This window comes from Burkholderia sp. MR1-5-21 (assembly GCF_053427715.1).
In genome coordinates this window covers 187,554-200,433 of the sequence record NZ_JBSAXD010000008.1, presented here as the reverse complement: position 1 = coordinate 200,433, position 12,880 = coordinate 187,554, and the positions used below count along the sequence as shown (strand labels likewise).

The window sequence follows — 12,880 nt, the reverse complement described above, 5'->3', positions numbered from 1 at the left end:
GACGGCCGCCCCACGGATGGCCGCCCCACGGATGGCCGCCCCTTCAATCCCGCTTGCTCCCGATCGAGTTGAGGCGCGTCACCATGTGGTTCGCCATCCCGCGGAAGCCGCCCGACACGCCGCGCCACAGCCGCGGCAGCGCCCACACCGAGCAGGCGATGAACGCGGCCAGCAGCACGAGAAACAGCAGCGGCACGAAGAACGCGAGCGCGAGCCCGCCGAACACGAGGCCGTCCTCGGTCGACGATGCGATCCAGTTCGAGATCGGCTCGGGGGACAGGTTGATGAGCGCGCGCGTGCCGGCCTTCGTGATGTGCGCGGCGCCGGCGAGCGAGCCGCCCGCGAGCCCCGCGATCGCGAGCACGGTCGGATCGGCATGGCCGAGCGCACCGGCCGCGAGCACGGCGCCGGCGGGAATGCGGATGAACGTATGCACCGCATCCCACAGCGAATCGAACGCGGGAATCTTGTCGGCGAGGAATTCGGTGAGCGCGAGCACGGCCGCGGCGCCGATCACCCACGGCGACGTGAGCACCGCAAGCGTATCGGGCAGGTGGAGCCAGCCGGCGCGCGCCAGCACGCCTGCGATCAGCACCGTCAGGTACAGGCGCAGACCGCTCGCCCACGCCAGCCCCGCGCCGAGCGAAATGGCTTCGATCATGGCCCTCTCCTTGCACTTTCCGTGCGCTTCGCCGATCGATGAGAATGGCCGGCCGCGCGGCGCGTGGCGCCCGGCGGCGCATGCCGGGTCGCGCTCGGCGCGCGACAGCACGGCATTCAGGCTCGAATGCGTTCCATTATAGACAGGGAAGCCGGCCGTCCGGCGCAAATCCCCGTTGCGGAGAACCCTCAGGCGACCGACGAAAGCTTGAGACCGATCAAGCCGACGACGATCAGCGATGCGCTCGCGAGCCGGGCGAAGGTCAATGCCTCGCCCATCATCACGATGCCGAACACGAACGCACCGACCGCGCCGATGCCGGTCCAGACCGCATACGCGGTGCCGAGCGGCAGCTGGCGCATCGCGACCGCGAGCAGCCCGAAGCTGGCCAGCGCCGTCACGATCGTAAACACCGACGGCCCGAGCCGCGTAAAGCCTTCAGACGATTTCATGCCGGCCGCCCAGGCCACTTCCAGCAAACCGGCGATCAACAACAATCCCCACGCCATCTCGACGCGCTCCATGGATCGGATGGGGCCGTCCCCGTTGAAACGAATGACCCGGGGTCGTCCCCGGGCGGCGCCGAGTATAACAAACTGCTTACAGCCGTGCAGGCTGCGGCGGCGAAACCCGCAGCCGGGCGGCCGGGCGCGGCGCGGTCAGTGCGACACGCGTTTCGGCTTGCCGGCGCCGACGCAGCGGTCGTCGCGGTACATCGCCCATTCCTCGCACACGCGGCCGTCCTTGAACACGCACATGCCGACGTCGCCCTGCGGCGAGTTGCGGATCACGTGGCGCCCGCCGAGCTTCACGCAGTTCACGGACGCCGGATTCGCGAGCGCCGCCTTCGGCGGCTGCGGCTGCTGCCCGGGCGGCAGCGGTTGCGCGCACACGCCGGACATGGCGAGCGCCAGCGCACAGGAGATGGCCAGTCGGGCAAGCATCGTACGCTCCTCGTTCCGTTCGCAGAACGGCCAGCATAACGGGGAATTCGCAGCGGGTGGGCGATGAATGGCAGCCGCGCGACACACCGCGCTGCCGCCGTGCCCACGCGCTGCCCGAGTCACGCAGCGCCGACGAGCCGGTAGCCGACGCCCGTCTCGGTGATGATGTATTCGGGCTGCGCGGGGTCGCGCTCGAGCTTCTGGCGCAGGTGCGCCATGTAGATGCGCAGGTAGTGATGGCTCTCGACGTGCGACGGCCCCCATACGTCGCGCAGCAGCTGGCGGTGCGTGAGCACGCGGCCCGCGTGGCGCACGAGCGTCGCGAGCAGCCGGTATTCGAGCGGTGTCAGGTGCACGATCTCGCCGTCGCGCCAGACCTGGCGCAGCGCGAGGTCGACCGACACCGTGCCGAAGTTCACCTTCGGCGACTCGTTCGCGCCGCCCTGGTTGCGCCGCCGCAACTGCGCGCGGATCCGCGCGCGCAGCTCCGACACGCCGAACGGCTTGGTCAGGTAGTCGTCGGCGCCGACGTCGAGCGCGGCGACCTTTTCTTCCTCCTGCGTGCGTGCGGACAGCACGATCACGGGCACCTCGGACCAGCCGCGCAACTCGCGGATCACGTCGAGGCCGTCGGTGTCCGGCAGGCCGAGATCGACGATCACGAGATCCGGCTTGCGCGTCGCCGCGTCGATGAGCCCCTGCTTGCCGGTCTCGGCCTCGAATACGGCGATGTCCTCCTCCTCGAGCGCGGCGCGCACGAAACGGCGGATCTGTTTTTCGTCCTCGATCAGGACGACGGTCAGGCTCGGTTCACTCATGGTCTGGCGGTGGCTCGGATGAGGGTGGCGCATCTCGTGGCGCATCTGGCAGCGCGTGCAGCGCCTCTGCTTCGTCTTCGGACACGGCGGGTGTTGCGGGCGGCGTCTCGACCGGCAGCGTGAACCAGAAGCGCGCGCCTGTCACGCGCCCGTCGGGTGCCGTGCGGTTGAACGCGCCGATTCTACCGCCGTGCGCCTCGACGATCGCGCGGCAGATCGCGAGGCCGAGCCCGATGCCCGGCGTCGCCGATTCCTTCTCGCCGCGCGTGAACTTGTCGAAGATCCGCGTTTCCATGCCCGGCGGCAGGCCCGGGCCGTAATCGTCGACGTGCACGCGCACGAACGGCAGGCCGTCTTCGGTCACGCGCTCGGCACCGATCTCGACGGGCGTGTCCGCCGGCGTGTATTTCGCGGCGTTCTCGAACAGGTTGGAAAAGAGCCGCTCCATCAGCACCGCGTCCATCTGCAGCAGCGGCAGGTCGGGCGGCAGCGCGACGCGCGCCGGATGTCGCGCGAGCACGCGCCGGCACGCGGCAAGCGCCGCGCCGACGGTTTCCTCGAGCAGCGACCACTGGCGCTTCAGCTGCAGGCTGCCCGCCTGCAGCCGCGCCATGTCGAGCAGGTTGGTGACGATGCCCGTCATCCGCAGCGCCTCGTCGTGGATCGCCTCGACAAGCTCGTCCTCGCGCGGCCCGTGCCGCGGCACGGCCGCCGGATCGCCGCGCTGCGCGGCCGCACGCGCGTTCGCGAGCATCGACGAAAAGCCGACGATCGTCGTGAGCGGTGTGCGCAGGTCGTGCGAGATCGCCGACAACAGCGAGTTGCGCAGCCGCTCCGATTCCATGCTGACGAGCGCGTCGCGCGCGATCTCGACATAGTGCACGCGCTCGAGCGCGAGCGCGATCTGCGCGGCGAACGCATCGAGCATCCGCTGCTGCTCGGGCACCTCGAGCTCGCGCGGATCCTTCGACACGACCGCAAGCACGCCGCGCGTGCGCATCGGCGCCTTCAGCGGCAGGTACAGCGCAGCCGTCGCGGGCAGCGTGTCGGTGCCGCGGCCGGCCGGCTTCTGCTGGTCGTACACCCACTGGCCGACGTCGCTGTCGAGATCGGCGCCCGTCAGCGTGACGGCCGCGTCCGGCTCCTCGATCTTCTGCTGCACCTTGTCCACGCTGTCGGGCAGCAGGATCGCGACGCGCGCGCGGAACACCTCGCTCACGTGGCGGCTGCCGATCTCGACGATCTGCTCGGTGGTCAGCGCCGCGGCCAGCTCGCGCGCCATCGCGTACATCGCGCCCGTGCGGCGCTCGCGGCGCTGCGCGACGCTCGCCTGGCGGGTCAGCGTCGACGTCAGGTGGCTGATCACGAGCGACGTCAGCAGCATCCCGAAGAACGTCAGCAGGTATTGCGTGTCGCTGACCGAGAACGACATGCGCGGCGGCACGAAGAAGAAATCGAACGCGGCCACCGACAGGAACGACTGCAGCACGCCCGGCCCGCGCCCGAGGCGCACCGCCGAGAACACGACGCCGAGCAGGTACAGCATCACGAGGTTCGTCAGGTCGAGCCGCTCGGACACGACGCTCGCGACCATGGTGATCGCCGCGCAGATCGCGGCCGCGTACGCGTAATGGCGCGGCGGCGACCGATGGCCGCCGAGGCTCGCGAACGCGTCGCGCCAGTCGCGCGCGCGCGCGTCGAGGGGCGCTGCGCGCACCTCGTCACTCGCCGACGCGCGGATCAGCATCAGGTCGACGTCGCCCGCGCGCTCCGCGAGCTTCTCGCCGAACGGCCGCGCGAACCAGCGCGCGAGCCCGGTCTTCTGCGAGCCGCCCGCGACGACCTTCGACACGTTGCGCACCTTCGCGTAGCCGATCAGCGCGGCGACCGCGTCGCCGCCGGCGAGCGTCGCCGTCTCCGCGCCGAGCTCGGCGGCGAGCTTCAGCGCGTTCAGCGTGCGCTCGCGCTGCGCGTCGGGCAGCCGCTGCAGCTTCGGCGTCTCCACGTAGACGGCGATCCAGTCGGCCTTCAGGCTCGCGGCGAGACGCGCGGCCGCGCGCACGAGCGTCGGCGCCTCGGGGCCCGGCCCGACGCACACGAGCAGCCGCTCGCGCGCCTGCCAGATGCGCTGGATCGAGCGGTCCGCCCGGTATTCGCGCATCTGCGCATCGACGCGGTCCGCGGTGCGCCGCAGCGCGAGCTCGCGCAGCGCGATCAGGTTGCCCTTGCGGAAGAAGTTGCGCACCGCGCGCTCGGCCTGCTGCGCGAGATAGACCTTGCCGTCGCGCATCCGCGCGAGCAGTTCCTCGGCCGGCAGGTCGACGAGCGTCACCTCGTCGGCCGCGTCGAACACGCGGTCCGGCACGGTTTCCCACACGCGGATGCCGGTGATCGCGCCGACCACGTCGTTCAGACTCTCGAGATGCTGAACGTTGACGGTCGTATAGACGTCGATCCCCGCATCGAGCAGCTCGTACACGTCCTGCCAGCGCTTCAGGTGGCGCGCGCCCTGCACGTTCGAGTGGGCGAGCTCGTCGACGAGGACCAGCTCGGGCTTGCGCGCAAGCGCGGCGTCGAGATCGAATTCGGCCAGCTTGCGGCCGCGATATTCGATCCGCGTGAGCGGCAGCACGTCGAGGCCGTCGAGCAGCGCGGCGGTTTCGCTGCGGCCATGGGTCTCGACGATGCCGACGACGACGTCGACGCCGTCCTGCTTGCGCTGGCGCGCGGCCTGCAGCATCGCGTAGGTCTTGCCGACGCCGGCGGATGCGCCGAAGAAGATCTTGAGCTGGCCTCGCCGCTGCTTTTCTTCGTCACGCTGCAGCTTGTCGAGGAGTTGGTCGGGATCGGGACGGTTCATGCGTGAGGCGTGCGAGGCGCGTGTGTAAGCGTATGTACGAGCATTGTTGATCCAAATCGCCACAAAAGGCAAAGACGGCGCACGTGCGCCGTCGAGCCAGAGCGCATCCCGCGCGGCGCGGTGCCGCGCGGGATGCCGGGTGCTGCCGGGTGTGCGCGCGCCGCGCTCAGTGCGCGGCCTGCGCCGCGTCCAGCGCGAGGTTCAGCTTCAGCACGTTCACCCGCGGCTCGCCGAGCACGCCGAACTGGCGCCCGCTCGTGTTCGCGGCGACGAGCTGCGCGATCGCGTCCGGCGACAGGTTGCGCGCCTTCGCGACACGCTCGACCTGGTAGGCCGCGGCGGCCGGCGTGATCTCCGGATCGAGCCCGCTCGCGGACGCGGTCACGAGGTCGACCGGCACCGGCTTCGACATGTCGGTGCCTGCGTCGTGCAGCGCGGCGATGCGCGCCTTCACCTGGTCGGCGAGCGACGGGTTCAGCGGGCCGAGGTTCGAGCCGCCGGAGTTGGTCGCGTTGTACGGCATCGGCGAGGTGGCCGACAGACGGCCCCAGAAGTACTTCGGCGCATCGAACTGCTGGCCGATCAGCGCGGAGCCGACCACCTTGCCGTCCTTCTCGATCAGGCTGCCGTTCGCCTGCGACGGGAACGCGACCTGGCCGAACACGGTCATCACGGCCGGATAGGCGAGCCCCGTCACCGCGGTCAGCACGACGAAGATCACGATAAGCGGACGAATCAACGTTTTCATAGCAAATTTCCTTCAAATGGGGCCGCCTGGGCCGGGCCGTGTCAGGCCCAGCCGAGCGCGGCGAGCGTCATGTCGATCAGCTTGATGAACGGGAACGGCAGCAGCACGCCGCCGAGCCCGTAGACCAGCAGGTTGCGGCGCAGCAGCGACGCGGCGCCGAGCGGACGGTACGTGACGCCCTTCAGCGCGAGCGGGATCAGCGCGATGATGATCAGCGCGTTGAAGATCACCGCCGACAGGATCGCGGACGACGGCGACGTCAGGTGCATGATGTCGAGCACCTTCAGCTGCGGATACGTGGTCACGAACGCGGCCGGGATGATCGCGAAGTACTTCGCGATGTCGTTCGCGATCGAGAACGTCGTCAGCGAGCCGCGCGTCATCAGCATCTGCTTGCCGATCTCGACGATCTCGATCAGCTTCGTCGGGTTCGAGTCGAGGTCGACCATGTTGCCGGCTTCCTTCGCCGCCTGCGTGCCGCTGTTCATCGCGACCGCGACGTCCGCCTGCGCGAGCGCCGGCGCGTCGTTGGTGCCGTCGCCCGTCATCGCGACGAGGCGCCCTGCCGCCTGGTGCTCGCGGATCGTCGCGAGCTTGGTTTCCGGCGTCGCTTCCGCGAGGAAGTCGTCGACGCCCGCTTCCGCTGCGATCGCCGCCGCGGTCAGCCGGTTGTCGCCCGTCACCATCACGGTCTTGATGCCCATCTTGCGCAGTTCCGCGAAGCGCTCCTTGATGCCGCCCTTCACGATGTCCTTCAGCTCGATCACGCCGAGCACGCGCGCGGCCGCTTCATGCAGTTCGGCCACCACGAGCGGCGTGCTGCCGCGGCGGGCGACGTCGTCGACCGCGCGGCGCACTTCCTCGGGGAAGCGGCTGCCGTGCGTCTCGACATAGCGCTTGATCGCATCGGCCGCACCCTTGCGGATCTCGCGGTGCGGCGCCCCGGAGGAAGTCCCCTCGGGGGACATGTCGACGCCGGACATCCGCGTCTGCGCGGAGAAGCCGATGAACGTCGCGTGCAGCTGCGCCATGTCGCGCTGGCGGATGTTGAAGCGCTCCTTCGCGAGCACGACGATGCTGCGGCCTTCCGGCGTCTCGTCGGCGAGCGACGACAGCTGCGCGGCGTCTGCAAGCGCCTCTTCCGTCACGCCCGGCGCGGGCAGGAACGTCGATGCCTGGCGGTTGCCCAGCGTGATCGTGCCGGTCTTGTCGAGCAGCAGCACGTCGACGTCGCCGGCCGCTTCCACCGCGCGGCCCGACGTCGCGATCACGTTCGCCTGCATCATCCGGCTCATCCCGGCCACGCCGATCGCGGACAACAGGCCGCCGATCGTCGTCGGGATCAGGCACACGAGCAGCGCGACGAGCGCGGTGATCGTCACCACGTGGCCGGCCTTCATCGCCTCGACCGAGAAGATCGAGAACGGCAGCAGCGTCGCGGTTGCGAGCAGCATCACGATCGTCAGCGCGACGAGCAGGATCGTCAGCGCGATCTCGTTCGGCGTCTTCTTGCGCTTCGCGCCTTCGACCATCGCGATCATCCGGTCGAGGAACGCCTCGCCGGGGTTCGCGGTGACCTTCACGACGATCCAGTCGGACAGCACGCGCGTGCCGCCCGTCACCGACGAGAAGTCGCCGCCCGATTCGCGGATCACCGGCGCGGATTCGCCGGTGATCGCCGACTCGTCGACCGACGCGACGCCGTCCACCACCTCGCCGTCGGCCGGGATCACGTCGCCCGCCTCGACCAGCACGACGTCGCCCTTGCGCAGCTCGGTCGCGGTCGTGATGCGGATCGGCGACTTCGGATGCGGCTCGTTGAGCTTCTTCGCCATCACGTCGCGCTTCGCGCTGCGCAGCGATGCGGCCTGCGCCTTCGAACGCCCTTCGGCGAGCGCCTCCGCGAAGTTCGCGAACAGCACCGTGAACCACAGCCACAGCGACACCGCGAGGATGAAGCCCGCAGGCGCCTCGGCCTGGCCCGCGAGCGCGGCCACCCACAGGATCGTCGTCAGGATGCTGCCGACGTACACGCAGAACATCACCGGATTGCGGAACTGCGTGCGCGGCGTAAGTTTCTTGAACGAGTCCACGATCGCCGGGCGCAGCAGCGCCGGATCGAACATGGACCGTGTTGCGGAATGTTGAGTCATTGCGATCTCTTCAATGCCTTTTGTTTGTCAGCGCGCCGCTCAGGCGCCCAACCACATCATCAGGTGCTCGACACCGGGCCCGAGCGCGAGCGCGGGCACGTAGGTCAGCGCACCGACCAGCAGCACCGTGCCGAGCAGCAGCACGACGAACAGCGGCCCGTGCGTCGGCAGCGTGCCGCTCGTCACGGCGATGCGCTTCTTCGCGGCGAGCGAGCCCGCGATCGCGAGCACCGGCACGATCGTGCCGAAGCGGCCGAACCACATCGCGATCGCCGTCAGCCAGTTGTAGAACGGCGTGCTGACCGTCAGACCGGCAAATGCGCTGCCGTTGTTGTTCGCGGCCGAGCTGAACGCGTACAGGATTTCCGAGAAGCCGTGCGGGCCCGGGTTCGCGATACCGGCCTTGCCGGCGTCCGCGAGCACCGCGATCGACGTGCCGACGAGCACGAGCAGCGGCGTGAGCAGCACGACGATCGACACCATCTTCATCTCGTACGACTCGATCTTCTTGCCGACGTATTCGGGCGTGCGGCCGATCATCAGGCCGGCGACGAACACCGCGAGCAGCGCGAACACGAGCATCCCGTAGAGGCCCGAACCGACCCCGCCGAAGATCACTTCGCCGAGCTGGATCAGCAGCATCGGCACGAGGCCACCGAGCGGCGTCAGCGAATCGTGCATCGTGTCCACCGCGCCGCACGACGCGGCCGTGGTCGCGACCGTGAAGATGCTGCTCTGCGCGATGCCGAAGCGGGTTTCCTTGCCTTCCATGTTGCCGCCCGACTGCAGCGCGCTCGCCGACTGGTCGACACGCAGCGTATTGAGCGTCGGGTTGCCAGCCTGCTCGGCGCTCACCTCGACGCCGACGGCGATCGCGAACGCGACCGTCATCGCCGCGAGCACGGCGATGCCCTGCCGGCGGTCGCCGACCATGCGGCCGAACACGAGACACAATGCGGCCGGGATGATCAGGATTGCGAAGATCTGGATGAAGTTCGCGAACGGCGTCGGGTTCTCGTACGGGTGCGCGGAGTTCGCGTTGAAGAAGCCGCCACCATTGGTGCCGAGCATCTTGATCGCTTCCTGCGACGCGACCGGGCCCATCGCGAGCGTCTGCTTCGTGAGCTGGGTCGGCACCGTCACCGGGTTGCCCTTGTCGTCCTTGACCGGGTTGCCCTGTGCATCGAGCTTCGGCGCGGCGTAGGTGGTCGTCTGCAGCGCCGGCACGTCCTCGTACGCCTTCATGTTCTGGATCGCGCCCTGGCTGATCAGCAGCGCCGCGATCACGGCCGACATCGGCACGAGCACGTACATCGTCACGCGCGTCAGGTCGACCCAGAAGTTGCCGATGGTCTGCGCGGTATGGCGCGCGAAGCCGCGGATCAGCGCGATCACGACGATGATGCCGGTTGCCGCGGACAGGAAGTTCTGCACGGTGAGACCGAGCATCTGCGTCAGGTAGCTGACTGTCTGCTCGGGCGTGTAGTCCTGCCAGTTCGTGTTGGTGACGAAGCTGACCGCCGTGTTGAACGCGCCGTCGACCGTCATCGCGCCGAACTGCTGCGGATTGCCGGGCAGCATGCCCTGCACGCGCAAGAGCGCATACAGGAACAGCGCGCCGAGCGCGTTGAACGCAATCGTCGCGATCGCGTATTGCTTCCAGTTCATTTCACGGCTGGCGTCGACGCCGGCGATGCGATACAGCACGCGTTCGAGCGGGCCGAACACACGCACGACGCGCGAGCTGCCGTCCATCACCGCGGTCAGATAGCGCGCGACCGGCACGGCCGCCGCCAGCAAGACGACGATGAACAGCAGCGACTGGAACAGATTGTTCGCGTTCATTCGATGTCCTCCGCGCGCAGCAGCGCATAGACGAGATACGCGAACAGCAAGGCGGTCGAAGCACCCGCCAACCACAGCATCCAGGTCATGCTCGCCCCCCGCGACCGTATTGCGCAAGCTTCTCGCAACCGGCGACCAAGCCAACGATCAGTGCCGTGAACAGCACAAGACCGCCGATGAAAACCGCATCCATTTTTGTGTGCTCCATCGTCGAAATCAGACGACTAGAACGTTATTGGAACGCGCGTAAAGGACGGGTCAAAGGTGCCGGGGCGGATGTAAAAAAGGCGTAAACGCACGAGCGGCGCCGCAGCGCCGCCCGGGAGGTCACGTGCCGGCGCCTGGCCGGCGCGGCGGGGTCAGGGGATCAGGATCGTCGAGCCGGTGGTCTTGCGCGCCTCGAGATCGGCGTGCGCGCGTGCGACTTCCGCGAGCGGATAGCGCTGGTTGATGCTGGTCTTCACCTTGCCCGACAGGAGCACGTCGAACAGCTCGGCGGCTGCCGCTTCGAGGTCCGCGCGCTTCGCGATGTACGAGAACAGCGTCGGCCGCGTGAAGAACAGCGAGCCGCGCGACGAGAATTCCTTCGAGTCGATCGGCGGCAGCGGGCCCGACGCGTTGCCGAAGCTGACGAAAAGCCCAAGCGGCGCGAGGCAGTCGAGCGAGCCGATGTAGGTATCCTTGCCGATCGAATCGTAGACGACCGGCACGCCCGCGCCGTTCGTGATCTCCTTCACGCGCTGCGTGAAGTTCTCGCGCGTGTAGACGATCGGATGGTCGCAGCCATGCGCCTTCGCGAGCTCGGCCTTCTCGTCGGAGCCGACCGTGCCGATCACGGTCGCGCCGAGCGCCTTCGCCCACTGGCACGCGAGCAGGCCGACCCCGCCCGCCGCCGCGTGGATCAGGATCGTGTCGCCGGCCTTCACCGGGTACGTGCGGCGCAGCAGGTAATGCGCGGTCAGGCCCTGCAGCATCACCGACGCCGCGTCGTCGTAGCTGATCCCGTCCGGCAGCCTGACCAGGCGCTCGGCGGACATCACGCGCTCCTGCGCATACGCACCCGGCGGCTGCCCGCAATAGGCGACGCGATCGCCCGGCTTGAACGCGGTGACGCCGGCGCCGACCGCCGTCACCTCGCCCGCCGCCTCCATCCCGAGGCCGCCCGGCAGCGGCTGCGGATAGAGGCCCGTACGGAAATACACGTCGATGTAGTTGAGCCCGACCGCGTGCTGCCTGATGCGGACCTCGCCCGCCTGCGGCTCGCCGACCTCGACATCGACCCACTTCATCACGTCCGGGCCGCCGGCCTGGTCGTATCGGATTGCTTTCGGCATCGTTTCGCTCCTTGTCTTCGTGTTCTGTCTGGGGAAAGTTCGGGTCCGGCGATGCTGCGCGCCCTGCTCCGGCCTGATTCCGGGCGAGCCGTGCATCGCGACGCCCGATTCTCGCGCGTCGCGACGATCCCTGCATTGCCCTGCCGACAACAGGGACAATTCCGACGACTACCGTGTTCCGGCGCCTCGCCGGGCCGGCCGCACCCAGGCGGCCCTCACCTAGCCGGCCCCCACCACCTTCCGCATCAGGTCGTCGAGCAGCATCCGCGCAGTCGCGGCGTTGGTCGCGCACGGCACGTTATGCACGTCGCACGCGCGCACGAGCGCGGTGATGTCCGGATCGTGCGGCTGCGCGGTCATCGGGTCACGCAGGAACACGACGATGTCGACCCGGCCCTCGGCCAGCTCGGCGCCGATCTGCAGGTCGCCGCCGAGCGGCCCGGACAGCTTGCGCTCGACGTCGAGCCCGTGCGCGGCCGCGATGCGGCCGCCCGTCGTGCCGGTCGCGACCAGCCGGCATTGCGCGAGCGTCGCGCGATATTCGCCCGCGAGCGCGACGATCTCGTCCTTCTTCGCGTCGTGCGCAATCAGCGCGATGCGGGGTGTGCTCATCTCCAGATCCTTCGTCGTTCAGTGTGTTGTCGTCAGTTGAAAGCAAGCAGCGCGGCAAGCGCCGCGCCCGTCAGAACGTTCCCGGATAGGCGCCGCCGTCGAGCAGCCAGTTCTGCCCGGTGATGTAGCCCGCGTGCACGCTGCACAGGAACGCGCACGCGGCACCGAACTCGTCGCGCGTGCCGAGGCGTCCGGCCGGGATGTCCTTCGCGCGCCGCTCGCGCATCTCGTCGACGGTCACGCCCTGCGCGCTCGCCTGCGCGGTGAGCGTCGTCGCGATCCGGTCGGTGTCGAACAGGCCCGGCAGCAGGTTGTTGACGGTCACGTTGTGCGCGGCGACCCTGCGCGCGAGCCCCGCGACGAACCCCGTCAGCCCCGAGCGCGCGCCGTTCGACAGCGCGAGCACGTCGATCGGTGCCTTCACCGCCGAACTCGTGATGTTGACGATCCGGCCGAAGCGGCGCGCGATCATGCCGTCGACGGTCGCGCGGATCAGCTCGATCGGCGTCAGCATGTTCGACTCGAGCGCACGGATCCAGTCGTCGTGCGAGAAATCGCGGAAATCGCCCGGCGGCGGGCCGCCCGCATTCGTCACGAGAATGTCCGGCTGCGGACAGGCGGCGAGCGCGGCCGCGCGCCCGTCCGGCGTCGTGATGTCGCACGCGATCGCGGTCACGGACACGCCCGACGCCTGGCGGATCGCGTCCGCGGTCGCCTCCAGCGTGTCGCGCGTGCGCGCGACGATCACGAGATTCACGCCCTCGGCGGCCAGCGCTTCCGCGCAGCCGCGCCCGAGGCCCTTGCTTGCCGCGCACACGAGCGCGGTCTTTCCTGCGATGCCGAGATCCATCGTCGATGTCCCTGGTTGAGGCGCGCCGCCGGCCGCCCGCCCGTTCACGCCGGAC

General features: G+C 69.1%; 12 protein-coding genes. All 12 read right to left on the bottom strand.

From position 1 onward, the window contains the following. Positions 1-43 precede the first annotated feature (43 nt). The gene (locus ACV229_RS13850; protein WP_448083684.1) at positions 44-661 is read right to left on the bottom strand and encodes a DUF4126 domain-containing protein; all 618 of its coding nucleotides are present in this window, start codon (positions 659-661) and stop codon (positions 44-46) included. A 188-nt stretch (positions 662-849) separates the two neighbouring features. Next, positions 850-1,170, bottom strand: a complete 321-nt coding sequence (sugE, locus tag ACV229_RS13845; protein ID WP_448083746.1) for a quaternary ammonium compound efflux SMR transporter SugE — start codon at positions 1,168-1,170, stop codon at positions 850-852. A 150-nt stretch (positions 1,171-1,320) separates the two neighbouring features. Then, entirely contained in the window at positions 1,321-1,605 is a 285-nt protein-coding gene (locus ACV229_RS13840) for a putative hemolysin (protein WP_448083683.1), read from the bottom strand. Between the two features lie 119 nt (positions 1,606-1,724). Next, positions 1,725-2,423, bottom strand: coding sequence for a two-component system response regulator KdpE (gene kdpE, locus ACV229_RS13835; protein ID WP_448083682.1), 699 nt, complete (start codon positions 2,421-2,423; stop codon positions 1,725-1,727). After that, positions 2,416-5,283, bottom strand: coding sequence for a DUF4118 domain-containing protein (locus tag ACV229_RS13830; RefSeq protein ID WP_448083681.1), 2,868 nt, complete (start codon positions 5,281-5,283; stop codon positions 2,416-2,418). The genes kdpE and ACV229_RS13830 overlap by 8 nt, the downstream gene beginning before the upstream one ends. Before the next feature lie 166 nt (positions 5,284-5,449). Next, entirely contained in the window at positions 5,450-6,031 is a 582-nt protein-coding gene (gene kdpC, locus ACV229_RS13825) for a potassium-transporting ATPase subunit KdpC (protein ID WP_448083680.1), read from the bottom strand. 41 nt (positions 6,032-6,072) lie between these two features. Then, entirely contained in the window at positions 6,073-8,184 is a 2,112-nt protein-coding gene (gene kdpB, locus ACV229_RS13820; RefSeq protein WP_448083679.1) for a potassium-transporting ATPase subunit KdpB, read from the bottom strand. A gap of 39 nt (positions 8,185-8,223) precedes the next feature. Next, complete coding sequence (gene kdpA / locus ACV229_RS13815; RefSeq protein ID WP_448083678.1) at positions 8,224-10,029, bottom strand: potassium-transporting ATPase subunit KdpA; 1,806 nt, start codon at positions 10,027-10,029, stop codon at positions 8,224-8,226. After that, positions 10,026-10,118: a K(+)-transporting ATPase subunit F gene (gene kdpF / locus ACV229_RS13810; protein WP_017331558.1), complete on the bottom strand. Its 93-nt coding sequence runs from the start codon at positions 10,116-10,118 to the stop codon at positions 10,026-10,028. The genes kdpA and kdpF overlap by 4 nt, the downstream gene beginning before the upstream one ends. 270 nt (positions 10,119-10,388) lie before the next feature. After that, positions 10,389-11,363 carry a quinone oxidoreductase family protein gene (locus tag ACV229_RS13805; protein ID WP_448083677.1) on the bottom strand — a complete coding sequence of 325 codons (975 nt, stop codon included), beginning with the start codon at positions 11,361-11,363 and terminating at the stop codon, positions 10,389-10,391. A 219-nt stretch (positions 11,364-11,582) separates the two neighbouring features. Further along, a complete protein-coding gene (locus ACV229_RS13800) occupies positions 11,583-11,975 on the bottom strand; it encodes a methylglyoxal synthase (protein WP_448083676.1) in 393 nt (130 codons plus the stop codon). Positions 11,976-12,045: 70 nt separating this feature from the next. Further along, positions 12,046-12,825: an SDR family oxidoreductase gene (locus ACV229_RS13795; RefSeq protein WP_448083675.1), complete on the bottom strand. Its 780-nt coding sequence runs from the start codon at positions 12,823-12,825 to the stop codon at positions 12,046-12,048. Positions 12,826-12,880: the final 55 nt, after the last annotated feature.